The sequence below is a fragment of the Streptomyces sp. NPDC005141 genome, from assembly GCF_053599975.1.
Map to the genome: position 1 here is coordinate 71776 of NZ_JBSFYW010000003.1, position 25128 is coordinate 96903.

Annotated in this window: 21 protein-coding genes; 16 read left to right on the forward strand and 5 right to left on the reverse strand. The window is 72.3% G+C overall.

The window, feature by feature from the left end:
- Window positions 1-379: 379 nt before the first annotated feature.
- The 9 genes from ACWD68_RS03195 (at window position 380) to ACWD68_RS03235 (ending at window position 12998) form a co-directional block, all read left to right on the forward strand.
- Window positions 380-1315, forward strand: coding sequence for an HAD family hydrolase (locus ACWD68_RS03195; protein ID WP_451804745.1), 936 nt, complete (start codon window positions 380-382; stop codon window positions 1313-1315).
- Between the two features lie 320 nt (window positions 1316-1635).
- Entirely contained in the window at window positions 1636-3564 is a 1929-nt protein-coding gene (locus ACWD68_RS03200) for a hypothetical protein (protein ID WP_451804746.1), read from the forward strand.
- Between the two features lie 296 nt (window positions 3565-3860).
- Window positions 3861-4703, forward strand: coding sequence for a nitrilase-related carbon-nitrogen hydrolase (locus ACWD68_RS03205; protein WP_451804747.1), 843 nt, complete (start codon window positions 3861-3863; stop codon window positions 4701-4703).
- Window positions 4700-5983: an aspartate aminotransferase family protein gene (locus ACWD68_RS03210; protein ID WP_451804748.1), complete on the forward strand. Its 1284-nt coding sequence runs from the start codon at window positions 4700-4702 to the stop codon at window positions 5981-5983. The genes ACWD68_RS03205 and ACWD68_RS03210 overlap by 4 nt, the downstream gene beginning before the upstream one ends.
- A gap of 155 nt (window positions 5984-6138) precedes the next feature.
- Complete coding sequence (locus ACWD68_RS03215) at window positions 6139-7695, forward strand: PucR family transcriptional regulator (RefSeq protein WP_451804749.1); 1557 nt, start codon at window positions 6139-6141, stop codon at window positions 7693-7695.
- A 169-nt stretch (window positions 7696-7864) separates the two neighbouring features.
- Window positions 7865-8707 carry a nitrilase-related carbon-nitrogen hydrolase gene (locus ACWD68_RS03220; RefSeq protein WP_451804750.1) on the forward strand — a complete coding sequence of 281 codons (843 nt, stop codon included), beginning with the start codon at window positions 7865-7867 and terminating at the stop codon, window positions 8705-8707.
- Between the two features lie 201 nt (window positions 8708-8908).
- The gene (gene hydA / locus ACWD68_RS03225) at window positions 8909-10309 is read left to right on the forward strand and encodes a dihydropyrimidinase (protein WP_451804751.1); all 1401 of its coding nucleotides are present in this window, start codon (window positions 8909-8911) and stop codon (window positions 10307-10309) included.
- A gap of 18 nt (window positions 10310-10327) precedes the next feature.
- Complete coding sequence (locus ACWD68_RS03230) at window positions 10328-11350, forward strand: TIGR03842 family LLM class F420-dependent oxidoreductase (protein WP_451804752.1); 1023 nt, start codon at window positions 10328-10330, stop codon at window positions 11348-11350.
- Between the two features lie 121 nt (window positions 11351-11471).
- Window positions 11472-12998, forward strand: a complete 1527-nt coding sequence (locus tag ACWD68_RS03235; RefSeq protein ID WP_451804753.1) for an NCS1 family nucleobase:cation symporter-1 — start codon at window positions 11472-11474, stop codon at window positions 12996-12998.
- 19 nt (window positions 12999-13017) lie between these two features.
- On the opposite strand, the gene ACWD68_RS03240 is transcribed toward ACWD68_RS03235, so the two are convergent.
- Both ACWD68_RS03240 and ACWD68_RS03245 read right to left on the reverse strand, forming a co-directional pair.
- A complete protein-coding gene (locus tag ACWD68_RS03240) occupies window positions 13018-13686 on the reverse strand; it encodes a hypothetical protein (RefSeq protein ID WP_451804754.1) in 669 nt (222 codons plus the stop codon).
- A gap of 215 nt (window positions 13687-13901) precedes the next feature.
- Window positions 13902-14915: a carboxymuconolactone decarboxylase family protein gene (locus ACWD68_RS03245; RefSeq protein WP_451804755.1), complete on the reverse strand. Its 1014-nt coding sequence runs from the start codon at window positions 14913-14915 to the stop codon at window positions 13902-13904.
- Between the two features lie 214 nt (window positions 14916-15129).
- Between ACWD68_RS03245 and ACWD68_RS03250 the strand changes: the two genes are divergently transcribed.
- The 7 genes from ACWD68_RS03250 (at window position 15130) to ACWD68_RS03280 (ending at window position 22806) form a co-directional block, all read left to right on the forward strand.
- The gene (locus tag ACWD68_RS03250; protein ID WP_451804756.1) at window positions 15130-16242 is read left to right on the forward strand and encodes a sensor histidine kinase; all 1113 of its coding nucleotides are present in this window, start codon (window positions 15130-15132) and stop codon (window positions 16240-16242) included.
- On the forward strand, window positions 16239-16943 hold the full coding sequence (locus ACWD68_RS03255) for a response regulator (protein ID WP_451804757.1): 705 nt from the start codon (window positions 16239-16241) through the stop codon (window positions 16941-16943). The genes ACWD68_RS03250 and ACWD68_RS03255 overlap by 4 nt, the downstream gene beginning before the upstream one ends.
- Window positions 16944-16978: 35 nt before the next feature.
- Window positions 16979-17752 carry a DUF4232 domain-containing protein gene (locus tag ACWD68_RS03260; protein WP_451804758.1) on the forward strand — a complete coding sequence of 258 codons (774 nt, stop codon included), beginning with the start codon at window positions 16979-16981 and terminating at the stop codon, window positions 17750-17752.
- 92 nt (window positions 17753-17844) lie between these two features.
- The gene (locus ACWD68_RS03265) at window positions 17845-19665 is read left to right on the forward strand and encodes a gamma-glutamyltransferase family protein (protein WP_451804759.1); all 1821 of its coding nucleotides are present in this window, start codon (window positions 17845-17847) and stop codon (window positions 19663-19665) included.
- Window positions 19666-19856: 191 nt separating this feature from the next.
- The gene (locus ACWD68_RS03270; protein WP_451804760.1) at window positions 19857-20723 is read left to right on the forward strand and encodes an inositol monophosphatase family protein; all 867 of its coding nucleotides are present in this window, start codon (window positions 19857-19859) and stop codon (window positions 20721-20723) included.
- Between the two features lie 167 nt (window positions 20724-20890).
- Window positions 20891-22300, forward strand: coding sequence for a phytoene desaturase family protein (locus ACWD68_RS03275; RefSeq protein WP_451804761.1), 1410 nt, complete (start codon window positions 20891-20893; stop codon window positions 22298-22300).
- Complete coding sequence (locus ACWD68_RS03280; RefSeq protein ID WP_451804762.1) at window positions 22297-22806, forward strand: O-acetyl-ADP-ribose deacetylase; 510 nt, start codon at window positions 22297-22299, stop codon at window positions 22804-22806. The genes ACWD68_RS03275 and ACWD68_RS03280 overlap by 4 nt, the downstream gene beginning before the upstream one ends.
- 34 nt (window positions 22807-22840) lie before the next feature.
- On the opposite strand, the gene ACWD68_RS03285 is transcribed toward ACWD68_RS03280, so the two are convergent.
- Genes ACWD68_RS03285 through ACWD68_RS03295 form a run of 3 tightly spaced genes read right to left on the reverse strand, consistent with a single transcriptional unit; the run spans window position 22841 to window position 25120 of the window.
- The gene (locus ACWD68_RS03285; RefSeq protein ID WP_451804763.1) at window positions 22841-23794 is read right to left on the reverse strand and encodes an endonuclease/exonuclease/phosphatase family protein; all 954 of its coding nucleotides are present in this window, start codon (window positions 23792-23794) and stop codon (window positions 22841-22843) included.
- A gap of 46 nt (window positions 23795-23840) precedes the next feature.
- A complete protein-coding gene (locus ACWD68_RS03290) occupies window positions 23841-24740 on the reverse strand; it encodes a M48 family metalloprotease (RefSeq protein ID WP_451804764.1) in 900 nt (299 codons plus the stop codon).
- Window positions 24737-25120: a BlaI/MecI/CopY family transcriptional regulator gene (locus ACWD68_RS03295; RefSeq protein ID WP_451804765.1), complete on the reverse strand. Its 384-nt coding sequence runs from the start codon at window positions 25118-25120 to the stop codon at window positions 24737-24739. Before ACWD68_RS03295 ends, ACWD68_RS03290 begins: the two co-directional genes overlap by 4 nt.
- Window positions 25121-25128: the final 8 nt, after the last annotated feature.

Sequence of the window (25128 nt, forward strand, 5' to 3'; positions counted from 1 at the left end):
GGCCACCGTGTGCTCCGTCCGAACCGCTCGGGAGCCGTCGTCGGTGCGCAGCGTCCAGCCGTCGGGGGCGGCGTGACAGCCGTGTGCCGCCGCCGACGAGCATGGGCTCGATGGGCGAGGACCCTGCCGTGCCGCGCGGCGGCAACCCGCGGCCGGGCGGCCCTCGTCGGGGCCGGGCGGGTCCTCGAGCATCCGGCGGCCCACGCCGTGCTCGCCGAAGCCCTCCGGGATCCCGTACCCCGCGGCGCGGCACACCGTGATCGAGACCCGGTCGCCGTCTGCCGTCTCCGGTCTGGCGTAGCTCGTGGGTGATCGCGCAATTGTTGAATTCGCGGAATAATCACTTGTTGTCTACACGCGTAGTCATTAGCCTCCGGCCATGTCGAACACCAACGCCCGCTCCGGCCCGGCGACTTCGAGCGAGCCCCCTCTCGGTGCGGGGCGGCCTTCCCCCGGTCCGGAGCCCGCGGCCAGGCGCGGACGCCGCGCGCGCACGGTCGTGCGGCTCGTCTGCACCGACCTCGACGGCACCCTGCTCGACTCGTCCGGCGCCATCCGCGAGCGCACCCTGAGCACGCTCGTGGAGGCGGGGAGGGCCGGCGTCGCCGTGGTGGGGGTGACCGGACGGCCCGTCCGGGACACCCTGGACCTGGCCCGGCGCTACGGGCTCTCCGGGCCCGTGGTGTGCAGCAACGGCGCCGTGACCGTCGACGTCGCGTCGGGGCGGCTGCTGGACTGCCGGGGCTTCGGCCCCGGTGACGCGGCGGGGATCCTGCGCGCGGTGCGGGACGCGGTGCCCGGGATCGCGTTGGGCGTCGACTTCGTGTCCGGGCTCCGGCTGGAGGCCGCCTTCGCGCGTCTGGTGCCGAACGCCTGGGCCCACCTGCCCCTGGAGGACACGTCCGCACCGGCGGACGGGGATCCCGTGACCAAGATTCTCGCCGCCCACCCGATGCTGCTCGTGGACGAACTGGCCGCCGTGCTCGCCGCGGTCGCCGGTGACCGCGCGGTGATCACCAGGTCCACCGGCGACTTCCTCGAACTGTCCGCCCCCGGTGTCGACAAGGGGGAGGCGCTGCGCCTGCTCGCCGAGCGGCGCGGACTGCCGCTGGAACACACCGCCGCCGTCGGCGACATGCCGAATGACATCCCGATGCTGCGCGTGGCCGGGCTCGCCGCCGCCGTCGCCAACGCCCACGAGGACACCCTGCGCGCCGCCGACATCGTGCTGCCCAGCAACGACGACGAAGGCGTCGCCGCCCTCATCCGGCTCGTCCTGCCCCGTACGGCCGCGGGGGACGCGTGCCGCATCTGAGACCACCTCAAGGCCCCACGTTCCCCGGCGAGTTCGGGAAGCGGGCTCGCACGCGTGCGGCCCGCGCAGGGCGGGCGCGGGGCCGTCGCCTGTGTCCGTAGCCCGCCTTCGCGCACAGGCTGCGATGGGTCGGCTTTCAACAAGTGGAGGGGGGAGGGGCGTAGGGTCGCCCGACATCGGCGCGCCCACAGGGGAGTGCGCCGACGCGGTCCGTCCCTGAGGGCTCTGCGTCCGCTCCGAAAACTCCCTGTAGCCGTCCCGTAACACGGCTGGTGTTCTCTACCGGGGCGGAGCACTCACGTCGGGCGGGGAGTTGGGTGATGGCTGTAGAACAACTCCCGGGACAGGTACTGGAGTTCGCGAGGTACCTGAACGGGCTGGTGGCACGGCTGGACCAGAGCGGCGGCTGGTGCGGAGTCTTCTGGCAACGCGATCCCGATGGGATGAGAGCCTGCCTCCAGGGCTGGGAAGTGCCGCCCTGGGACGTCGTGGAGGCGCTTCTGCAGGATGTCGTCGCGGAGTTCGGGGAGCGCGCCGCCGCTCAGGAGACCGAACGGGCCCGCGCCCTGCACGACGCCGCGCTGGCCGCGTACGACGCCCGTCCGGGCGGCCGGGACGCCCTCGGTGACCGTCTCGACGTCATGCTCCGCGAACAGCGCTACGCCGCCGAACGTCAGGCCGAGCTGGGCAGGCTGCTCCACACGACCGCCTCCCGGGAGGATGCCGAGACGATCCGGCTGGACCTCGCCTGGGCCGAGAACGATCACGAACGCGCCACCGCTCGCTGCGTCGAGCTCCGCCACCGCATGGACAGCGTCGACCGTCGCGCCCCGCGCACCCGCGCGCAGGACGCGCTGAGCTTTCCGGCCCCCGCCGCCGGGGACGGCGCATGGGTGAGGCAGTCGGAGAACTGGGCGGACCCGTCGGAAACGGGAGGCGCCCGGCGAGGCCCGGAGACGGGCGCTCCCGGCATGCAACCAGGCACAGGTCCGGGCGCCCGAGCGGGTGTGCCCGACACCGGCGCGAGCTCCCTCGACCCGACCCCGGACTCCGGTCCCGGCACCCGCCCGAGGGTCCCCGAACAGGCGCGGCCCGTGTCTCCGCCGGCGGACCACGCACCGGGCGGCGAGTGGACCCCGCCCCGAGCCGCCGCGCCCGTCCCGGCGGACGAGTGGACCCCGCCCCGCTCCGGCGCGTACGCCCCGGTCGAACGAACGGCCCCGAGCTCCGGCGCCGACGCGTACGCCCCGCACGCCGAGCGTGAAGGGCCGTACTCCGGGCGTGAAAACGGGGGAGCCGGACAGGACGGCGGGGGCGCCGAATACGGCGGGGCGTACTCCGGGCGTGACGGAAGGGGAGTCGCGGGTGAAGGCGGGGGCGCGCCGCGTGTTCCACGGCAGCAGCGGGGCGCGAACGACCCGTCCGCGCGCCCTGAAGACGCCTACGCGTCTCCCGAGGGCGCCGACCGCTCCCAGCCCACCCCTGAGCGCCCCGCGCCTCCCGCGCCGAAGCAACGGTCCAAGCGCCGCCCCCGGGGCGGCGCCCGCTTCGCCGGCATGACGGAGCCGGACGCGGCGCCCACGGTCCTGCCGGAGACGGCGCCGGTGCTGCCCGCCCCCGCCCTCGCCGCGCCGAGCAGGCGTACACCGCGCGGCGCACGCTTCGCGGGGGCCGCCGAGGAACCCGTGAGCCCGCGGACGCGGACGGAGCCGGCGGACGAGGGCACGCGCCGGCTCGCGGCGGACACCGTCGGGACACTCACGCGGCTGCGCGGCGAGGGCCGCAGCGGCGAGGCGCACGCCCTGCTCGTCGAGGTGGCGTACTGGCCCGCCGCACGTTTCCCCCTGCTCGCCGCCGAACTGCACCGCGCCGGCCTCGACGCCGACTGGGCCACCCTGCTGTGGGAGGCGGCCTCGCTGCCCGCCGACCGCCTGGTCGCCGCCGCCGACGCGCTCACCGTCGCCGGCCGCACCCACGACGGCCGGCAGATGCTGCGCCAGGGCGTCTCCCGGCCCGCACCCGAGATCGGGGCCGCCGTACTCGACCTCACCGATCAGGGCCGACGGCGCGAGATCGGCGCGCTCCTCGACGCGTACGTCCGTGTGCGCGCCCCCGAGGAGGTCGCCCGCAGTGCCGAGTCGGACCCCCATCGCCTCGTGCCGCTCCTCCTGGAGGCGGCCCGGAGCGTGTCCGACGAATGCCACTGGGACCTGCTCCACGCCTTGCGCGTCGCCGGCCTCACCGCGTGACCGCTCGATCCGGAACCAGCCGCGCGACCCGGCGACCCGGCCCCGCGGGCGCCGGCGCCACTCGGCTGCCAGGTCTGCCGGACGGCGACGCCGGGCGGCGGCCTCGTCCTCCGATCGGCCCCACCGTCCGGGAGCACCGGCCACGTCGCTCACCCGTGGGGGTCAGAAACGTGATCGACTCAGCGGGTTAACGACGATGGTCTTGGCAAGGCTGTCCGGGGGGCTTACTTTCGAGCCTCTACAGCCTTTGTCTACGGGCGTAGAGGCTCTCTGGCGTCCCGTCGAAGGAGCAGCTCATGGCCAACGTCGTACGTGCCGCCCTGGTCCAGGCCACCTGGACCGGCGACACCGCATCCATGGTCGCCAAGCACGAGGAACACGCCCGCGAGGCGGCCCGGCAGGGTGCCAAGGTCATCGGTTTCCAGGAAGTCTTCAACGCCCCCTACTTCTGCCAGGTCCAGGAGCCCGAGCACTACAGCTGGGCGGAACCGGTTCCCGACGGGCCCACCGTCACCCGTATGCGGGAGCTCGCGCGCGAGACCGGCATGGTGATCGTCGTACCCGTGTTCGAGGTCGAGCAGTCCGGTTTCTACTTCAACACGGCGGCCGTGATCGACGCCGACGGTACCTACCTCGGCAAGTACCGCAAGCACCACATCCCGCAGGTGAAGGGCTTCTGGGAGAAGTACTACTTCAAGCCCGGCAACCTCGGCTGGCCCGTCTTCGACACGGCCGTCGGCCGGATCGGCGTCTACATCTGCTACGACCGCCACTTCCCCGAAGGCTGGCGGCAGCTCGGCCTGAACGGTGCCCAGCTCGTGTACAACCCCTCCGCCACCTCCCGCGGCCTCTCCGCCCATCTCTGGCAGCTGGAGCAGCCCGCGGCGGCCGTCGCCAACGAGTACTTCATCGCCGCGATCAACCGGGTCGGGCAGGAGGAGTACGGCGAAAACGACTTCTACGGAACCTCGTACTTCGTCGACCCGCGCGGACAGTTCGTCGGCGAGACGGCGAGCGACAAGGCCGAGGAACTCATCGTCCGGGACCTGGACTTCGACCTCATCGAGGAAGTACGCCAACAGTGGGCGTTCTACCGCGACCGGCGCCCCGACGCCTACGAAGGGCTGGTGCAGCCATGACCGACCTGTACACCCGCCACCAGGCCGTCCTGCCCGACTGGCTCGCCCTCTACTACGAGGACCCGATCGAGATCACCCACGGCGAGGGCCGCCACGTCTGGGACGCCAACGGCAACAAGTACCTCGACTTCTTCGGCGGCATCCTCACCACGATGACCGCACACGCCCTGCCCGAGGTGACGAAGGCGGTCAGCGAGCAGGCCGGCCGGATCATCCACACCTCGACGCTCTACCTCAACCGGCCGATGATCGACCTGGCCGAACGCATCGCCCAGCTGTCCGGCATTCCCGACGCCCGGGTCTTCTTCACCACCTCCGGCACCGAGGCCAACGACACCGCCCTACTGCTCGCCACCGCCCACCGGCAGAGCAACCAGATCCTGGCCATGCGCAACAGCTACCACGGCCGATCCTTCAGCGCGGTCGGGATCACCGGCAACAAGGGCTGGTCCCCGACCTCACTGTCACCGCTCCAGACGCTGTACGTGCACGGCGGCGTCCGCACCCGCGGCCCCTACACCGACCTCAGCGATGCCGAGTTCATCGCCGCCTGTGTCGACGACCTCAAGGACCTGCTCGGCCATGTCCGCCCGCCCGCGGCGCTGATCGCCGAACCCGTCCAGGGCGTCGGCGGCTTCACCGCACCCCCCGACGGCCTGTACGCCGCCTTCCGTGAAGTCCTCCAGCAGCACGGCATCCTCTGGATCGCCGACGAGGTGCAGACGGGCTGGGGCCGCACCGGCGAGCACTTCTGGGGCTGGCAGGCGCACGCCGCCTCCGGCCCGCCCGACATGCTCACCTTCGCCAAGGGCATCGGCAACGGCATGTCCGTCGGCGGCGTCGTCGCCCGCGCCGAGATCATGAACTGCCTCGACTCCAACTCCATCTCGACCTTCGGCGGTTCACCGGTCACGATGGCGGCGGGGCTCGCGAACCTCACCTACCTCCTCGAACACGACCTCCAGGGCAACGCCCGGCGCGTCGGCGGCCTGCTCATCGAACGGCTCCGCGCGGTCGCCGCGCAGTTCGACGGCGTACGCGAGGTGCGCGGGCGCGGACTGATGATCGGCATCGAGCTGGTCGAGCCCGGCACGGACCGGGCGAACCCCGAAGCCGCCGCCGCCGTACTCGAAGCGGCGCGCGAGGAGGGCCTGTTGATCGGCAAGGGCGGGGGTCACAACACCAGTGTGCTGCGCATCGCACCGCCGCTCTCCCTCACCGTCGCGGAGGCCGAGGAAGGTGCGTCGATCCTCGAACGCGCCCTGAGGCGCGCCCAGTAGCAGATCGCGAGCAAGGGCGAGTGAGCCGAAGGGGCGCCCGGTGTCGAAGACCCCGACGGTGCGAAGACCCGAAGGGCCGAGCACGCGTCGAGTCCTCGACACCGGCCGCAGCGCTCCGGAGGCGAACCGAGCCACAGAAAAAGGGGAACGCCGCCATGACCACCGCCTCGGAACCCGTTCTTTCGGTACGCCAGGTCCTCGCCCTGGACCGGGTGCTCGCCGGAGAGCCCGAGGTGGTGGCCGGCGCCGGCCACCTCGACCGGTCCGTCCGCTGGGTGCACGTCGCCGAGGCCGCCGATGTGGGCGTCATGCTCAGCGGCGGCGAAATGGTCCTCACCACAGGGGTGTTGCTCGCGGGCGACCCCGACGCCCAGGCCGAGTACATCCGCTCGCTGCACCGTGCCGAGGCCGCGGCCGTCGTCCTCGGACTCGGCCGGGCCTTCCCCGCGCCTCCGGACGTGATGCGCCGGGCCGCCGAACGCTGCGGACTGCCGATGGTGGTGCTCCACCGGCCATTCCCCTTCGCAGAGTTGACGGAGGAGGTGCAGTCCCGGCTGGTGCGGAGCAAGTTCGCCGCCGTGAGCCTCTCCGAGGCCGTACGGACCGCGCTCACCGGACTCATCACCACCGGCGCCCCGCTCCAGAGCATGCTCGACGAGATCGCCGTGCACGCCGCCTGCCCCGTGGTCGTCACCAACCTCGCCCACCGGGTCCTCGCCACCGCAGGCGAACGCTCCGCCGTGGACGACGTCCTGCGCGACTGGGACCGCATCGCCCGGCAGGCGGGCGGCAGCGAGGGCGACGGCTGGATCCGCGCCGAACTGGGCGGACGGGGAGAGCGATGGGGCCGCATCGTGCTGTGCGGCCACCGGGGCGACGCGGGAACCGGGCGGCTGCTCGCCGACCGCGCCGCCGAGGCGCTGGTCCTGCACCGCATGCTCGGCGGCTCCGCCCACACCTGGGAGGAGGAGTCGGCGCAGGGCCTGCTGACCGACCTGGTGAGCGGTGTCGTACCGGCCCGCCAGCTCCTTCCCCGAGCGCGGGCCGCGGGCCTGCCCGTGAACCGCCGTACCTTCGTGCCCCTGGTGGTGCGCAACGGAGACCCCGCCCAACTCGACCGCGTACTGCGGCTGCTGGGGTTGCCGGGGCTCGTCGCCGAGCTGTCCGACGGAGCCACCGCCCTGCTGCTCAGCCTCGCCCGCGACCAGGACGCGGACGCCCTGGCCGCGCATTTCGCCGTACGGCTGCGGCACGAGACCGGCGCCCCCACCACCGTGGCCGCGGCCGGACCCCGTACCGCCTGGGACGACGTCCCCACCGGACTGCGCGAGGCACTGCACGTCGCCGAGGCCGCCGCCGACACCCCCGCCGACCAGGACCAGCCCGCGCTGGTGCGGCTGCGCGACGTCCATCTGCGCGGCCTCGTCCGGCTGCTCCGGGACGACCCGAACGTCCAGTCCTTCGCGGAACGGGAACTCGACGGACTGCTCTGCGGCACCCAGCCGGACCCGCAACTGCTGCCCGTCCTGCGGACCTACCTCGCCACCGGCCGGAACAAGTCGCGCACCGCCCAGCTCCACCACGTCAGCCGGCCCGCGCTCTACCGCCGTCTGGAGGCCATACAGGCGCGCCTCGGCGTCGACCTCGACGACTTCGAGCAAGCCGCGTCCGTCCACATCGCCCTGCTCGCGCACGACGCACAACAACGGTGAAGACCTGATGGGCAACAACGGTGAAACACACGACGACTCAGGTGAAACACGGGACAGCACGGAGGTGACACCGTGGAACGGCACAGCACTTCGGACGTGACACGGTGCAACTCAAAGACCCGGCGCAGGGTTTCTAGGCTCCTCGCACACCGAGCGACCGGAGGTCCCGATGAGCAGAGTGATCCGCGCCGCCGTCTTCCAGACCGCATGGACCGGCGACAAGGAATCGATGATCCAGGTCCACGAACAGGCGGCCCGCGACGCGGCCGCGCAGGGCGCCCAAGTCCTGTGCTTCCAGGAGCTGTTCTACGGACCCTACTTCTGCCAGGTCCAGGACAAAGAGTTCTACGCGTACGCCGAGCAGATACCCGAAGGCCCGATCGTCCGGCGCTTCCAGGCGCTGGCCGAGGAACTGGGCCTCGTCCTCGTGCTGCCGATGTACGAGGAGGAACAGCCCGGCGTCCTCTACAACACCGCGGCCGTGATCGATGCCGACGGTTCCTACCTGGGCAAGTACCGCAAGACCCACATCCCCCAAGTCCCGGGATTCTGGGAGAAGTTCTACTTCCGGCCCGGAAACTCCGGCTGGCCCGTCTTCGACACGGCCGTCGGCCGGATCGGCGTCTACATCTGCTACGACCGGCACTTCCCGGAAGGCTGGCGGGCGCTCGGTCTCGCGGGTGCCGAGATCGTCTTCAACCCCTCGGCCACCTCACGCGGTCTGTCCGGCTACCTCTGGCAGCTGGAGCAGCCGGCCTCGGCGGTCGCCAACGAGTACTTCGTGGGTGCGATCAACCGGGTGGGCGTCGAGGAGTACGGCGACAACGACTTCTACGGGACCTCGTACTTCGTGGACCCCGAAGCCCAGTTCGTCGGCGAGGTGGCGAGCGACAAGGAGACGGAACTCGTCGTCCGCGACCTGGACATGGCCAAGCTCCGCGAGGTCCGCGACCGGTGGCAGTTCTACCGCGACCGCGCCCCGGGAGCCTACGGTCCGCTGACCGCGGCCTAGGCGCACCCCGTGCCGCGGGCCCGGACCGGCTCCGGGCGCCGGACGGCGGCGCCCGGAGCCGGCCGGACCCGCGGCACGGCGGTCGGCACGGTCCCTCCCGCGAACCGCCCCACGAGCTTCCTCACCAGGAACAGCGTTGACCCCAGCCCCCGACAACCTCGGAGTCCCCCCAGTGCACGCACGACCGGAAGGAGAGGGAGCATGAGCCGTACCGTCATCCGTGGTGGTCTCGTCATCACCGCGTCCGACGAGATCCACGCCGACGTCCTGATCGAGGACGGCCGGATCGCCGCCCTCGCCGCGACGGGCACGCCCGCGGCCGAGTCGTGGACGGCCGAGCGCACCATCGACGCCACCGGCAAGTACGTCATCCCGGGCGGCGTCGACGCCCACACGCACATGGAGCTGCCCTTCGGCGGCACCTTCGCCTCCGACACCTTCGAGACCGGCACCCGGGCCGCCGCGTGGGGCGGCACCACCACCATCATCGACTTCGCGGTCCAGAGCGTGGGCCACTCCCTGCGCGAGGGCCTCGACGCCTGGAACGCCAAGGCCGACGGCAACTGCGCCATCGACTACGCCTTCCACATGATCGTCTCCGACGTCAACCAGGAGACGCTCAAGGAGATGGACCTGCTGGTCGAGGAGGGCGTCACCTCCTTCAAGCAGTTCATGGCCTACCCGGGCGTCTTCTACAGCGACGACGGCCAGATCCTGCGCGCCATGCAGCGCTCCGCCGAGAACGGCGGCCTGATCATGATGCACGCCGAGAACGGCATCGCGATCGACGTGCTCGTCGAGCAGGCCCTGGCCCGTGGCGAGACCGACCCGCGCTACCACGGAGAGGTGCGTAAGGCTCTGCTGGAGGCCGAGGCCACCCATCGCGCCATCAAGCTCGCCCAGGTCGCGGGCGCCCCGCTCTACGTCGTGCACGTCTCGGCGACGGAGGCGGTCGCCGAACTGGCCCGCGCCCGCGACGAAGGCCTGAACGTCTTCGGCGAGACCTGCCCCCAGTACCTGTTCCTGTCGACCGACAACCTCGCGGAACCGGACTTCGAGGGATCGAAGTACGTGTGCAGCACACCCCTTCGGCCCAAGGATCACCAGGCGGCCCTGTGGCGCGGCCTGCGCACCAACGACCTCCAGGTCGTGTCGACCGACCACTGCCCGTTCTGCTTCGTGGGGCAGAAGGAACTGGGCCGCGGCGATTTCTCGAAGATCCCCAACGGCCTTCCCGGCGTCGAGAACCGTATGGACCTGCTCCACCAGGCCGTCGTCGACGGCCACATCTCCCGCCGCCGCTGGATCGAGATCGCCTGCGCCACCCCGGCCCGGATGTTCGGCCTGTACCCGAAGAAGGGCACCATCGCGCCGGGCGCCGACGCCGACATCGTCATCTACGACCCGCACGCCGAGCAGATCATGTCGGTCGAGACCCACCACATGAACGTCGACTACTCGGCGTACGAGGGCAAGCGCGTCACCGGACGGGTGGAGTCCGTGTTCTCGCGCGGCGAACCGGTCATCACCGAGCGGGAGTTCACCGGACGCGCGGGCCACGGCGTCTACACCCCCCGATCCACCTGTCAGTACCTTCTCTGAGCGACCAGGAGCGGCGCCATGGACTTCGGACTCGTCCTGCAGACAGACCCCCCGGCCTCCCGCGTCATCGACCTGATGAAGCGGGCCGAGGCCAACGGCTTCACGTACGGCTGGACCTTCGACTCGGCCGTGCTGTGGCAGGAACCCTTCGTGATCTACAGCCAGATTCTCGCCAACACCGAGAAACTGACGGTCGGCCCGATGGTCACCAACCCGGGCACCCGCACCTGGGAGGTCACCGCCTCCACCTTCGCGACGCTCAACGACATGTACGGCAACCGCACGGTGTGCGGGATCGGGCGCGGCGACTCGGCGATGCGTGTCGCCGGGCGCAAGCCCAACACGCTCGCCCGTATAAGCGGTGCGATGAAGGTCATCCGCGCCCTCGGCCGGGGCGACGAGGCCGACCTCGGCGGCACGGTCGTCAGGTTCCCCTGGGTCAGGCCCGGCGCCGAACTGCCGGTCTGGATGGCCGCGTACGGACCCAAGGCCCTCAAGATGACCGGCGAGGAGGCCGACGGTTTCATCCTCCAGCTCGCCGACCTCTACCTGACGGAGTACATGGTCAAGGCGGTCAAGGAGGCGGCGGCCGAGGCCGGGCGCGACCCCTCCGAGGTGAAGATCTGCGTGGCCGCGCCCGCGTACATCACCGAGGACGACTCGCCCGAGGCGCTCGCCCACGCGCGTGAGCAGTGCCGCTGGTTCGGCGGCATGGTCGGCAACCACGTCGCCGACCTGGTCTCCAAGTACGGCGAGCACTCGGCCGCCGTACCCGACGAACTCACCGACTACATCAAGGCCCGTGAGGGCTACGACTACTCGCACCACGGACGCGCCGACAACCCCGACACCGCGTTCGTGCCCGACGAGATCGTCGACCGGTTCTGCCTGATCGGCACGGCCGAGCGGCACATCGAGAAGCTGAACGCGCTGCGTGAGCTGGGCGTCGACCAGTTCGCGGTCTACGACATGCACGACGCGCAGGAGGCCACCATCGACGCGTACGGGACGCAGGTCATCCCGGGTGTCAACGGACAGTAGCCGAAGGTCCCCCAGTTCTCCCCTTCCCGCCGTCCCGGGAAGGGGACCAGGGCGCTCCCCGCGCACCCCCCAAGATGTCCCGCACGGCCTTTCCCGTCACTCCTCATTGATTGGCCTGCTCATGACGGAAACCGTCCCCCCGGACAGCCCGCCCGCCCGACAAGTCACCCTCCCCGACGGCCGGGTGGAGATCGCGCCCGACGCGCCCGCGCCGAGCGGCCCCTACGCCAACGAAGACCTGCTGCCGGTTCCGGTCGAGAAGCGCACCTGGACCACGTACAACTTCTCGGCCCTCTGGGTCGGCATGGCCCACAACACCGCCTCCTGGACGCTGGCTTCGGGTCTCATAGCCGTCGGCATGGACTGGAAGCAGGCCGTCCTCACCATCGCGCTCGCCAACCTGATCGTGCTGGTCCCGATGCTGCTCACCGGGCACGCGGGGCCGAAGTACGGCATACCCTTCCCGGTCTTCGCCCGCGCGTCCTTCGGGGTCCGCGGGGCCAACCTCCCCGCTGTCGTACGGGCGTTGGTGGCATGCGGCTGGTTCGGCATCCAGACCTGGATCGGCGGCGAGGCGATCTACTTCCTCGCGGGCAAACTCTTCGGTGACGGCTGGAGGAACGCCTCACAGGTCGGCGGCCACGCCTGGACCATGTGGCTGTCGTTCGCGATCTTCTGGGCGCTCCAAGTCGCCATCATCTACCGGGGCATGGAGACCATCCGCCGGTTCGAGAACTGGGCGGCGCCCTTCGTGCTCGTCGGTGCCGGCGTGATGCTGTGGTGGATGAGCAGCAAGGCCGGCGGCTTCGGGCCGCTGCTCGACCAGCCGTCGAAGCTCGGCTGGGGCGGGGACTTCTGGAAACTCTTCTGGCCCTCGCTGATGGGCATGATCGGCTTCTGGTCCACCCTGTCGCTGAACATCCCGGACTTCACCCGGTACGGCAAGAGCCAGAAGGCGCAGACCTGGGGTCAGGCGCTCGGCCTGCCCACCACCATGACGCTCTTCGCCTTCCTGTCCGTCATGGTGACCTCGGGCTCGCAGGCGGTGTACGGCGAGGCCATCTGGGACCCGGTCCAGCTGGCCGCCAAGACGGACAACGTCGCCGGCATCCTCTTCGCGCTGGTCACCGTGCTGATCGCGACGCTGTCCGTGAACATCGCGGCCAATCTGGTCTCCCCGGCCTTCGACTTCTCCAACATCGCGCCCCGGAAGATCAACTTCCGTACCGGCGCGCTCGCCACCTGCGTCCTCGGCGTGCTGATCTTCCCGTGGAAGCTGTACTCCGACCCGCAGGGCTACATCTTCACCTGGCTCGGACTGGTCGGCGGTCTGCTCGGCACGGTCGCGGGCATCCTCATCGCCGACTACTGGATCCTGCGCCGTACCAAGCTCGACCTCGCCGACCTGTATCGCACGGGTGGCCGCTACTGGTACGACGGCGGCTGGAACTGGCGGGCCGTGGTCGCGTTCGTCACCGGCGGCGTCCTGGCCGTCGGCGGCGCGGACTTCCACCCGCTGATCGACGGGCGGCCCGTTCCGGCGCTGGAGTCGCTCGCCGACTACGGGTGGGCGGTCGGGCTCGGCACGTCGATGGCGCTGTACCTGGTGCTGATGCTGCTCCGCGGGAAGGACAGGGCCGCGGTCTGACGGCGGGAGCGGAGGACGGTCAGCCCTTCTGGCCGTCCTTCAGCGCCGCCGTCGCCTCCTTGGCCGCCTTGATGGCACCCTTGTTGATCTCGTCGGTGCCGGGCGCCTTCTTGGTCTCGAAGTCGCTGCCGTTGTACGTGATGACCACCAGGGCGTTGGACGCCCGGACGACCACCACGCCTTCGCGGGTCTGCTGCTTGTCCTCGGTGCTGAGATTGACGACGGAGTAGGCGGAGTCGCCGAGACCGGGCACCGCCCCGCCGCCGCTCTTGTCCGCGACGCGGTCCTTGTAGGCCTTCTCCGCCGCGGCGTCCGACGCCTTGATCTCGTACGATACGTCGAGCCAGCGGTAGTCGAAGCCCTTCAGCGCGTTCCACGAGCAGGTGCGGCGCACCGCCTTGTCGGTCGACGCGATCTCCTGGCCGGCCGTCTTGGCGCCGGGGACCAGAGACTTGATCGTCGCGTCCGGTACGCCGTCACAGGGGGCGGGCGAAGCGTCGTACGTCTTGGTGGCCGCCGAGGCCGACGGGGCCGATGCCGAGTCGGTTGTCTTCTTTTGCGTCGGTTCGTGCTCGGCGGAGGGGGTCGCTGCGGACGGGCCGGCCGCCAGGGCCCAGCCCGCGGAGGCGAGCAAAGCGACGGGTAGCAGGCGCGCGGCGAGCGCGAGCGGCAGGGGAAGGGAACCCAAAGCGCACTTCTCGTGGGGGATGGTGCGGAGGTGGTCCGCACTGCGGACGGGACGCCAGTGTCACACGAGACGCTGTGGTGGGGAAGGGTCAACTCGCTCCGTGCCCGGGTGATGACAGTGACTCACCTTGGCGACGCTTGACCGACGCTGGCGCAGTATGTCTGTTTTGTGTGGCGTCTGTTGATCGACTCCTGGCCGGCGAAGGCCTCGTGCGGTCACGACGACTTCTTCGCGACGCGGACCGGCAACGCCCGCTCGACGCGGTCGACGGCCGCGAAGGCGCCGTAGGCCACCAGCCGCACCAGATGCCGGTCGGAATGGGATGGATTGCGCCAGGCTGTCACGTCCTCGTCCGTGATGCGGTACGGGGCGAGGGCGGCCAGCAGCGCCAGCCGCGCACCAGGGCGCGAACGGTCCGGAAGACCGTCCCGCGCGAGCGAAGGGTGCGAGCCGTCCCATCCCTGGAGCGTTTCCCGTACGAGGGAGCGGTCCGCCGCGTCGAGCAGTCCTCCGCCCGCGGCGGCGGCGTCGCGCAGGGCGGCGTAGGCGGGGCCGACCGTGGTGCCCCGCGCCCAGTCCGGCCCGGGACCCGGAGCGTCGAGCAGCGCGAGACCCGCCCCCGGCGCGGGCCGACGGCGCACCGTCCTGGCCAGTGAGCGCCCGCCGAGACTACGCACCGCCCGCAACCGCTGCGCATTGCCCGGAAGCAGGTTCTCGGTCAGCAGCGCCGACGCGATCCGGTTGATGAAATGGAAGCTGAGCGCGGTACCGATGTAGGCCGGGGCGTGCGCGGCGGGGAACGGATACGGCGTAAGTTCCGGTGCCCCTGGGGTCCTGCTCGCCCGACCCCAGGCCAGCACGCGTGCGTGCCCCTCGTCGGAGGGGGTCTCTCCGCGCGCGATCGCCTCGGCGAGGGAATGGTCCCCGGTGGCGTGCAGCAGCATCGTGTGCGCGTCCACGCAGAAGGGGCACCGGTTGGCCAGCGACACCCCTAGCGCGGCGAGTTCCTTCCCGGTCCGGTCGCCCTCGCCGGCGATCAGCGACTCCCGCATCAACGCCCAGGTGGCGGCGAGGAGTTCGGGCGCCGAGGACAGGACGGCGAAGGTGGACGGGCGCTCCATGCCGAAGTCCGAGGCGAGCTGGGCGTAGACGTCGGCGGTCACGCCCGTGACGGACTTCCGTGGAGGCGGAGTGGTGTACCGGAAGGGGGTGGAGAGGGACATGGCCATGGGTGCCTCCTGAGTGGACCGGGTGGTTGCCGGGCGATCGGCCGCCGTGGGCAACCCTGGCCCGGACGAGGTGTCGAGGGCGTCCTACGGCCGAAGACGATCCGGGCTACCCCAGCCGGCCCCGCGCCCGGCGCCGGCTACTCCACCGGGAGTAGCCGGGCAGCCGTCCACAGGTCTGACGCGGCTGTCGCAACAGCCGCATAGAGTGCCGGACATGCAGCTCGACCAGGTCGTCCGCAGGCGCTCGGCCGACGCGGCCCTCGCGGTCGTGGTCGGCGCCCTCGTGGTGACCGCGGCCGTGTTCGACGACGGCACGACCGCCCTCGATTACGCCCTGATCACCCTCGGCTCGCTCACCCTCGCGGCCTACCGCGGCGCGCCGCGCGCCGTCCTGGTGGTCACCACCGTCACCACGACGGCGTATGTCGTGCACGCCCACCCCGGCACCCTGTCCGCCCTTCCCGTCCTGAGCGCGGTGCACACGGCCGCCAGAGCCGGCCACCGCGGTGTCGCGGCGCTGGCGAGTGCCGTGTTCCTGGCCGGATTCGTGACGACGGGACCGGAGACGCGGGAGGTCGTGGAGCGGACACTGCTGCTCGCCGGCTGGTTCCTGTGCGCCCTTGTCACGGGCCTCGCCGACCGCAACTGGCAGGCCTATCTGCGCCAGACCGAACAGCGTGCCCTGGAGGCCGAACGCACCCGCGAGGAAGCGGCGTTGCGCCGCGCAGGCGAGGAACGCCTGCGTATCGCGAGGGAGTTGCACGACTCGCTCACGCACAGCATCTCGATCGTCAAGCTCCAGGCGGGAGTCGCCGTCCATCTGGCACGCAAGCGCGGCGAGGACGTGCCGCCCGCGCTGCTCGCCATCCAGGAGGCGGGCGGTGAGGCGATGCGTGAACTGCGCGCCACGCTGGAGGTGCTGCGCACCGACGAGCCGACCGGCACACCGGCGCTGCTGGTGGAGCGGGCCCGTGCCGCGGGGCTCGCCGTCGATCTGCGGGTGACCGGCGAGGAGCGCCCGCTCACGGCGACCCTGGACCGCGCCGCGTACCGCATCGTCCAGGAGGCCCTGACGAACGCGGCCCGGCACGCGGGCCCCGCCAAAGTCACGGTGGAACTCGGTTACACCCCGGACGAGTTGACGATAGCCGTGCACGACGACGGCATAGCCCGGCAGTCCCGGCCGCCCGCCCCGGGCATCGGCCTGACCGGCATGCGTGAACGCGTCACCGCCCTCGGCGGCACCCTGCGTGCCGCCCCGCGCGCGGAGGGCGGCTTCTCGGTGCGGGCCGAACTGCCCCTTGGGCTACCGGAGGAGGCCCGATGAGCGGCCCGGACGCGCACGCCGGGGCGGGCCGCCCGATCAGGGTCGCCCTCGTCGACGACCAGGCCCTCATGCGCGCCGGCTTCCGCGCTCTGCTGGACGCGGAGGAGGGCATCGAGGTGGTGGGCGAGGCCCCCGACGGGGCACAGGGGCTGGCCCTGGTCCGCGCCGAGAAGCCGGATGTCGCCCTGGTCGACGTGCAGATGCCCGTGATGACGGGCATCGAGGCGACCCGCCGTATCGCCGCCGATCCCGAGCTGTCCGGGGTACGCGTCGTCATCCTCACCAACTACGGCCTGGACGAGTACGTCTTCGAGGCGCTGCGGGCCGGGGCGAGCGGCTTCCTGCTCAAGGACACCGAGCCCGCCGATCTGCTCCAGGCCATCGAGGTCGTCGCCCGCGGGGAGGCGCTGCTGTCGCCCTCGGTGACCCGCACCCTGATCGGGGAGTTCGTGGCCCGGCCTCCCGACCGGGCCACGGCGCCGGGCCTCGAAGGCCTCACGCGCCGCGAACGCGAGGTCACCGCGCTCGCCGCCCGCGGCCTGAGCAACGAGGAGATCGCCGCGCACATGGTCATCAGCCCCCTGACGGCCAAGACCCACATCAGCCGCGCGATGACGAAGCTCGCCGCCCGCGACCGGGCCCAACTGGTCGTCTTCGCCTACGAGTCGGGCCTGGTGACGGCACGAGGGCAGGCGAAGTGAGTCCGTCCGCCGGGCGCCCGTGCCATCATCTGCCGATGATCGCGACACGCCCGAAGCAGTCCGGCGCGGAGGCAGGTGCCGCGCGTCCGCCGTGCGGCGGTGACATCGCCCTTCGTCCGCGAGCGTCCGGCCCCAACTCGACCCGCGGCTCGCGCGCGAGGGTCAGGTGGGTTCGCCCGGTCCTCCTCGCCTGCCTGATGGTGACGGTCACGAGCGGGTGCGGGCTGGGCGCCGAGCTCGACCGTGAGCGCGACCCGGAGCGTACGGCCGCTCCGTTTCCGAGCGCGGTCGGGACCGACGCGTCAGGGCCGTTCCGTATCGAGCTGCCCGATCTCTCGACGTCCGTGCCGGAGCCCTCCCCGTCGGGCGCCGTGCCGGGCCTGCAGGGCAGCGGCTGCCCTGGGTCGGGGCTGCGCCTCGGCACCGGTCCCGTCGACGCGGCCATGGGCCTGCGCGCCATGACCCTGACCCTCACCAACTGCGGCAAGCGGCCGTACGAGGTGGACGGCTACCCGGACGTCGTCGGCGTCCTCGGCCCGGAGGGCACCCCGATCACCGGCGTGCGCGGCGTGCTGGGGACGGACAAGGTGCCCATGGCGCCCGAGGATCCCGGCCCCGCGCCCTTCACGCTCCGGCCGGGCGACAGCGCCCGGGCGGGCCTCTACTGGCGGATGGCGGCCGAGGACGGCACGTATCTGCGCGTGGCGCCGCACAAGGGGCAGGGCGTTGTCACCCTGCGGCTGCCGGACCCGCTCGACATCGGTCCGGAGAACACGCTGGGCACGACGGCGTGGACGCCTGTGAGCTGATCGCGCCCGTACCGCCCGCCCCGCGGTCCGTCGGCGGGCGGGTGTCATAGTCGGGACCGAGGCTGATCGCTCCGTACCGCGAGGTGGCAGGCATGTTCACGACCCGACCCACCCTCCAGGGCACCTTCGGCATGGTGTCCTCCACGCACTGGCTCGCCTCGCAGTCCGCGATGGCCGTCCTGGAGGACGGCGGAAACGCCTACGACGCCGCCGTCTCGGCCGCCTTCGTCCTGCACGTCGTCGAACCCCACCTCAACGGACCCGCGGGCGAGGTCCCGATCGTCCTCGCACCCGCGGGCGGTGATGTGCGGGTGCTGTGCGGGCAGGGCGTCGCGCCCGCCGGAGCGACCATCGCCCACTACAGAGGGCTCGGACTGGACCTCGTACCCGGTACGGGCCCGCTCGCCGCCGCCGTGCCGGGTGCGTTCGACGCCTGGATGCTGCTGCTGCGCGACCACGGCACCAAGCCGCTCGCCGACGTCCTGAAGTACGCCATCGGGTACGCCGAGGACGGCCACGCGCCCGTGGAGGGCATCGGCGCGACCGTACACAGCGTACGAGCGCTGTTCGAGACGGAGTGGACCTCGTCGGCCCAGGTGTATCTGCCGGACGGCACACCGCCGCGCCCCGGCGAGCTGTTCCGCAACCCGGCTCTCGCCGCGACCTGGCGACGGCTGCTCGGCGAGGTCTCCGGCGCGGGGGACCGGGAGGCCGAGATCGACGCGGCGCGGGAGGTGTGGCGCTCCGGCTTCATCGCCGAGGCCCTGGTCCGGCAGGCCGGGCGGCCCACCCTGGACACCAGCGGCGAGCGCCACAGCGGCACCCTGACGGCCGCCGACCTGGCCGGCTGGTCCGCGACCTACGAGGCGCCCGCGACGTACGACTGGCGGGGCTGGACCCTGTGCAAGGCGGGCCCCTGGAGCCAGGGCCCGGTCCTCCTCCAGCAACTGGCGCTGCTCCCGCCCGAACTGCCCCGCTACGGCTCCGCCGAGTACGTCCACCTGCTCGTCGAGGGCTGCAAGCTCGCCATGGCCGACCGCGAGGCCTGGTACGGGGACACGGCCCGGGTACCGCTCGACGACCTGCTGTCGGAGTCCTACAACGCCGCCCGGCGGGCGCTCGTCGGGGACAAGGCGTCGTACGAACTGCGCCCCGGCAGCCCGGGCGGCCGCGAGCCGCGGATGAGCGGGCACGCGCGCGTGGTGGCCGCCGGGGAGTCCCGCTTCGACGCGCTCGCCGTACCGGGCGCCGGTGAACCCACCGTGGCCCGGGCGAGCGCGGAACCCGAGGTGACGGCGGACGGCGGCACCCGGGGCGACACCTGCCACCTGGACGTCGTCGACCGCTGGGGCAACATGATCGCCGCCACCCCCAGCGGCGGCTGGCTCCAGTCCAACCCGGTCGTCCCCGAACTCGGCTTCCCGCTCGGCACCCGGCTCCAGATGGCCTGGCTGGAGGAGGGGCTGCCCAATTCCCTGACCCCGGGCCGCCGGCCGCGCACCACGCTGACGCCGTCCATCGCGCTGCGCGACGGCGTGCCGGTCATGGCGTTCGGCACCCCCGGTGGCGACCAGCAGGACCAGTGGCAGACGCACTTCTTCCTGTCCGTGGCGCTGCGCCCGCGGGTGCGCGGCGGACTCGACCTCCAGGGCGCGATCGACGCCCCGAACTGGCACAACGACGGCTTCCCCAGCTCCTTCTACCCGCGCGGCATGCGCCCAGGCAGCCTCACGGTCGAGTCCCGCACGGACGAGGCGGTCGTCGAGGAGCTGCGCCGGCGGGGCCACGACGTCACGGTCGCCGAGGCCTGGTCCGAGGGGCGGCTGTGCGCGGTCGCCCGGAATCCCGCGACGGGCGTGCTGTCGGCGGGGGCCAATCCGCGCGGGATGCAGGGGTACGCCGTCGGACGGTGAGGCGCGGCCCGGCGTCGGCGGCAGGACGCCGGGCGGCCCGCACGATCCCTTCCCGGAGCCCGCGATCCTTTCCCGGCACCCGTGATCGCGGGCCGGACCCAGTGATCACGGGCGCCGGGAATTCATGGTGATTCCACCCGCAGTACCCCGGAGGGGTGGGGATTGTCAGTGGCGCGTGCTGTCATGGAGCCATGATCGAAGACATCGAAACCATCGACGAGTTTCTCGCGCACCGCGCGTCCGACGTGGAGGACGCCATCCGCAAGGCCGCCGCCGCCGAGATCATGCCCCGGTTCCGGCAGCTCGCCGCGCACGAGATCGACCAGAAGTCCGGCCCGCACGACCTGGTGACGGACGCCGACCGCCTGGCCGAGAAGTACCTCACCGGGGCCCTCACCGCGCTGCTGCCCGGCTCGGTCGTGGTCGGCGAGGAAGCGGTGCACGCCGACCCGGCGACCTACGAGGCGATCCGCGGGGCGGCGCCGGTCTGGATCGTCGACCCCGTCGACGGGACCCGGCAGTTCGTGCACGGCGACTCCGGGTTCTGCACGCTGGTCGCGCTCGTGCTGGACGGGGTGGTGCACGCCTCGTGGACGTACGCGCCCGCCCGCGACGAGTTCGCCACCGCGATACGGGGCCGGGGCGCCATTCTCGACGGCGTGCCCCTGCGTTCCGGTTCGCCCGAGCCCGGCCGTGACCTCGACATCGCGACCTCCCACCCGGACTACACCACGGACGAGCAGAAGCGCGCGCTCCTCGGCCTGCGCGTCGAGGGCGTCGTCCCGCGCGCGTGCGGCTCGGCCGGCCTGGAATATCTGGCCGTCGCCCGTGGTGAGCTTGATGCCACCGCATTCAGTTGGGAGGCGGCCTGGGACCACGCGGCGGGCCTGCTGCTGGTCGAGGAGGCGGGCGGCGCCCATCTGACGCTCCGGGGAGAGCCCTTCCGCGTCACGGGAGGCAACGCGCTGCCGTTCACGGCCGCCCGGGACGAGGCCACGGCCCGCCGGGTGGTGGCGCTGCTGGCGGCACAGCCCGAGCAGGTGGCGGCCGGGGCCTGAGGGGGAGTTCCGCACTCCACGCGGGGGTTCCGGTTCCCGTCCGGAGGCCGGCCCGCGGCTCCGCGGCACCGTCTTCCAACGCCCCGCACCGTCAAGGCTGTCAGTGCCCCGGCATATCCTGATCCTCAGTGGCCGTCGGCTGACAAAGGAGTCCGAAGGTGCCGTCGATGCTCGATACGGTCGTGGTGGGTGCGGGACCGAACGGACTGACGGCTGCCGTGGAGCTGGCCCGCCGGGGCTTCTCCGTGGCCGTGTTCGAGGCACGCGACACGGTGGGCGGGGGAGCGCGCACCGAAGAGCTGACACTGCCCGGTTTCCGGCACGACCCGTGTTCGGCGGCGCACCCGCTGGGAATCAACTCGCCCGCGTTCCGGGCGATGCCCCTGGAGCGGTACGGCCTGGAGTGGCTGCACGCCGAGCTCCCCATGGCACACCCGTTCCTCGACGGCTCGGCGGCGGTGCTCTCGCGTTCGGTCGCCGAGACGGCCGCCTCGTTCGGGCCGCGCGACGCGGGCGCGTACCGCAGGCTCGTCGCGCCGTTCCTGACCAAGTGGGACACCCTGGCGCACGACTTCATGTCGCTGCCGCTGGCCGCGCTGCCCCGCGACCCCGTCACCCTCGCCCGCTTCGGTCTGGCCGGACTGCCGCCCTCGACCTGGCTGATGCGCCGCTTCCACGACGAGCGGGCCAAGACGCTGTTCGCCGGCCTGGTGGCGCACGTCATGGCCCCGCTGGAGGGTGTCGCCACGGGCGCCGTCGGCCTGGTCTTCGCACTGGCCGCGCACGCCCGGGGCTGGCCGGTAGCGCGCGGCGGCTCCCAGTCCGTCTCGGACGCGCTCACCGCGTATCTCAAGGACCTCGGCGGCACCGTCCACACCGACTACGAGGTCAAGCGCCTGGACGATCTGCCTCCCGCGCGCTCGTACGTCTTCGACACCTCGCCCACGGCGCTGGCCCGCATCGCCGGCTTCGGGCGGTACTACGGGAGCTACCGGTACGGGGCGGGCGTCTTCAAGATCGACTACGCGCTGGACGGGCCCGTGCCCTGGACCGCCGCGGAGGCCCGCGCCGCCGGGACGGTCCAGGTCGGGGCGAGCCGAGCGGAGATCGGGAGCGCGCTGCGAGCGGCCTCACGCGAGGGCCGAACACCCGACGCGCCCTTCCTCATCACCGTGCAGCCGAGCGTCGTGGATCCCTCCCGCGCCCCCGAGGGCAAGCACGTCTTCTGGGCGTACGGCCATGTCCCGAGCGGCTGGACCGGGGACCTCACCGACGCGATCGAGCGCCAGCTGGAGCGGTTCGCGCCGGGCTTCCGTGACCGGGTGCTGGCCCGCGCGACCGCCGGACCGCCCGAGCTCGCGGCCCGCAACGCCAACTACGTCGGCGGTGACATCGGCTGCGGTGCCGCCTCCGGACTCCAGCTCGTGCTCCGCCCCAAGCTGTCCCTGTTCCCCTACAGCACCCCGCACCCCGCCGTGTTCCTCTGCTCCTCGGCCACTCCGCCCGGGCCGGGCGTGCACGGCATGTCGGGACACAACGCGGCGAAGGCCGTCTGGAGGAGGCTGAGACAGTCATGACCACGATCACCCTGGTACAGGGCGACATCACCCGGCAGAGCGCCGACGCCATCGTCAACGCGGCGAACTCCTCGCTGCTCGGCGGCGGAGGCGTCGACGGGGCCATCCACCGCCGCGGCGGCCCGGCCATCCTCGCCGACTGCCGCAAGCTGCGCGCCGGTCACTACGGCAAGGGACTTCCGACCGGCCGGGCGATCGCCACGACCGCGGGCGAACTCCACGCGCGCTGGGTGATCCACACCGTGGGTCCTCGCTACGCCCGGGAGGAGGACCGGTCCGAGCTGCTGGCGTCCTGCTACCGCGAGTCGCTGCGCGTCGCCGACGAACTCGGCGCCCGTACCCTCGCCTTCCCCGCCGTCTCCGCGGGCATCTACGGCTGGCCGATGGACGACGCGGCCCGGATCGCGGTCGAGACGGTCCGCGCCGCGAAGACCGACGTCGAGGAGGTCCGCTTCGTACTGTTCGACGAACAGGCGTACGAGGCGTTCGCCGGGCAGCTGCGCTGACGGGGCGGACACCGGACGCGGACGCAGGGTTCGGTCACAGGGAGAGTTCGACCACCAGGGGCCGGTGATCCGAGATCGCCGTACGCGGCGCGTGTGCTCCACCGGCCGCCCCCGCCCCGATTCCGGTGGCCAGCACATGGTCGAACTGGACGAGGGGACGGTGCGCCGGATAGGTCGGTGTGCGGGCCAGGTCCCGCCAGCCGTGCGGCACCGGAAGGGTCTCTTCCCGCCGGGTCCGCCGGGTCCCGGTGCGACCGGTCGGCCCGGCCGAGTTGAGGACCGCTCGCGGGATCGCGCCGGTCAGGTTGAAGTCGCCGAGGAGCACCTGGGGCCGGGGCAGGTCGGCGATCCAGGCGCGGACGGTGAGCAACTGGCGGATGTTCCAGCCCGGCACGAAGGACAGATGCAGCGCCACCACGGTGAACGGCCCGCGACGCCCTTCCAGGACGGCGGCCAGCACCGCCCGCGGCTGGTCCCTGGCCACGGTGAGTCCCCGGCGGCCGGGCGTCCGCAACGGCATGGGGAGCGGCGCCGGGGCCAGCCGCCGCGCCCGCCAGTGCCGTACGGGCAGCCGGGACAGCAGGGCGATGCCGTGCGAGGGAACGCCCCGGGCCGCGCCGGTCTCGCCCGGGCCGTACACCCGTAGCCTCGGCGCGGACGGATCCGGGACCCAGCCGCCGCCCGCCGCCGGACCGCCGTGGAACGCGGACGCGTAACGCCAGTCGTGCGCACCGGACCCCACGGCGGCGACCGACGCCTGATCCACCCCGCCCGACCGTTCCTGCGACCGGTCCAGTTCCTGAAGCGCCAGCACATCGGCGTCCAGCGACGCGACGGCCCGGACGAGCGGTGCCTCGGGGCCGCTCACGGCCGGGGCGGAATCGGGCCTCCCCGCCACCATCGGCAGGCCGTGCAGCACGTTGAACGTCGCGAACCGAACCCGCCCGGAGTGCGACTGGTCGTGGTGAGCCGTCTCGGAAGGTGTCATGAGCGCGACCGTATCCAGCGAGGGCCGTGAACGCTGGCCCGGTCTCCTACAGGTCGGGCAGTGTCTCGGCCAGCAGGCGCAGCAGATCGCCCGTCGCGTCGACCGCGCCCAGCGCGGGCAGGGCACCGAGCGCCAGGACGGCCACACCGACGGACCGGACGACGGGCAGCGGAGCGGTCTGCAGGGCCGCGATCCGACGGGTGACGGCGTGCTCGGAGAAGTGCAGGGCGCATCCCGGGCGGGCGCGCTGGGAGACGAGGGCGGCCCGCGCCAGGGCGCGGGCCGTCGTGTGCCGGTCGCCGACGGTGCTCGCGGCCTCCTCGTCGGCCCAGCGCTCCAGCAGGAAGGTGACGGTGGTGCGCACCGGCACGAGCAGGGGGTTCGCCGCCGCGGCCAGGGCGACGGTCATCGACAACGCCGCGTGCCGGTGCGTGAGATGAGCACGCTCGTGGGCCAGCAGAACGCGCCGCTCGGCCGGCTCCAGCGCACCGAACATCGCGGCCGTGACCAGGATCCGCCCCGGCTTGCCGGGGATGGCGAAAGCGTGCGGGGTCGACGAGGCGGCGACGACCAGCTCGCTGTCCGGCGGGTGCCCCTCGCACAGCCTGAGCAGGATCCGGCGGGTCGCGGTGTGGGCTCGTACGACACGGAGGAGCCGGTGGGCGATGACGCCGAGGGCTGCCACCGCCAGGACGGCGACGGCCTCCGGGACGGGCTCCGGCAGCGACCGGCCTTCCTCGCCGGCCTCGGCGATCACCGCCGGTACCTGGTCGATCAGCGTCATCGCGAGCAGCAGCAGGGCCCAGGTGGAGGCGGCCGCGGTCAGCGCCGCGGCGGCTGTGAGGGCGCGGGCCGTCAGGGCCGGCGACACCCGCCTGCCCACCGGCGGGGCGATTCCCGCGAGGAGCAGTGCCAGAGCGAGCGGAACGTAGACGTCGACCCTCACGGCCCGTTCCCTCCGAGGAGGTCGCGCAGGGCTTCCTCCTCCTGGCGGCTGAGCCCGGTGACGAACTGCTGAAGGGTCGCGATCGGGTCGGGCCCGCGGTCGAGGGCCTGGTGCATGGCCTCGGCGGTCAGTTCGGCGGCGTTCTTCGCGGGCCGGTACGCGCCGCGCCGGCCGTCCACGTCACGGAGCACCAGACCCTTGTCGTACAGGCGCTTGAGGATGGTGTGCACGGTGTTGTACGCGAGTCCGCCGCCGATCTCGGCCTGGATCTCGGCGGGCGTCAGCGCGTCGTCGGTGGCCCACAGGGCGGCGAGAACTTCGCTCTCCAGCTCGCCGGCGCTGCGCCGCTCCGCCCTTCTGTGGGGACCTGTGCCAGCCATGCCCGTCA

What these genes read in the sequence shown, in the direction of transcription:
- ACWD68_RS03220 (WP_451804750.1), top strand. Translation starts at nt 7,865, where the DNA reads ATGAGCAGAGTGATCCGCGCCGCCGTCTTCCAGACCGCATGGACCGGC.
- ACWD68_RS03255 (WP_451804757.1), top strand. Translation starts at nt 16,239, where the DNA reads ATGAGCGGCCCGGACGCGCACGCCGGGGCGGGCCGCCCGATCAGGGTC.
- ACWD68_RS03260 (WP_451804758.1), top strand. Translation starts at nt 16,979, where the DNA reads ATGATCGCGACACGCCCGAAGCAGTCCGGCGCGGAGGCAGGTGCCGCG.
- ACWD68_RS03245 (WP_451804755.1), bottom strand. Translation starts at nt 14,915, where the DNA reads ATGGCCATGTCCCTCTCCACCCCCTTCCGGTACACCACTCCGCCTCCA.
- ACWD68_RS03235 (WP_451804753.1), top strand. Translation starts at nt 11,472, where the DNA reads ATGACGGAAACCGTCCCCCCGGACAGCCCGCCCGCCCGACAAGTCACC.
- ACWD68_RS03215 (WP_451804749.1), top strand. Translation starts at nt 6,139, where the DNA reads ATGACCACCGCCTCGGAACCCGTTCTTTCGGTACGCCAGGTCCTCGCC.
- ACWD68_RS03295 (WP_451804765.1), bottom strand. Translation starts at nt 25,120, where the DNA reads ATGGCTGGCACAGGTCCCCACAGAAGGGCGGAGCGGCGCAGCGCCGGC.
- ACWD68_RS03270 (WP_451804760.1), top strand. Translation starts at nt 19,857, where the DNA reads ATGATCGAAGACATCGAAACCATCGACGAGTTTCTCGCGCACCGCGCG.
- ACWD68_RS03210 (WP_451804748.1), top strand. Translation starts at nt 4,700, where the DNA reads ATGACCGACCTGTACACCCGCCACCAGGCCGTCCTGCCCGACTGGCTC.
- ACWD68_RS03250 (WP_451804756.1), top strand. Translation starts at nt 15,130, where the DNA reads ATGCAGCTCGACCAGGTCGTCCGCAGGCGCTCGGCCGACGCGGCCCTC.
- ACWD68_RS03275 (WP_451804761.1), top strand. Translation starts at nt 20,891, where the DNA reads ATGCTCGATACGGTCGTGGTGGGTGCGGGACCGAACGGACTGACGGCT.
- hydA (WP_451804751.1), top strand. Translation starts at nt 8,909, where the DNA reads ATGAGCCGTACCGTCATCCGTGGTGGTCTCGTCATCACCGCGTCCGAC.
- ACWD68_RS03195 (WP_451804745.1), top strand. Translation starts at nt 380, where the DNA reads ATGTCGAACACCAACGCCCGCTCCGGCCCGGCGACTTCGAGCGAGCCC.
- ACWD68_RS03230 (WP_451804752.1), top strand. Translation starts at nt 10,328, where the DNA reads ATGGACTTCGGACTCGTCCTGCAGACAGACCCCCCGGCCTCCCGCGTC.
- ACWD68_RS03205 (WP_451804747.1), top strand. Translation starts at nt 3,861, where the DNA reads ATGGCCAACGTCGTACGTGCCGCCCTGGTCCAGGCCACCTGGACCGGC.
- ACWD68_RS03200 (WP_451804746.1), top strand. Translation starts at nt 1,636, where the DNA reads ATGGCTGTAGAACAACTCCCGGGACAGGTACTGGAGTTCGCGAGGTAC.
- ACWD68_RS03265 (WP_451804759.1), top strand. Translation starts at nt 17,845, where the DNA reads ATGTTCACGACCCGACCCACCCTCCAGGGCACCTTCGGCATGGTGTCC.
- ACWD68_RS03280 (WP_451804762.1), top strand. Translation starts at nt 22,297, where the DNA reads ATGACCACGATCACCCTGGTACAGGGCGACATCACCCGGCAGAGCGCC.
- ACWD68_RS03285 (WP_451804763.1), bottom strand. Translation starts at nt 23,794, where the DNA reads ATGACACCTTCCGAGACGGCTCACCACGACCAGTCGCACTCCGGGCGG.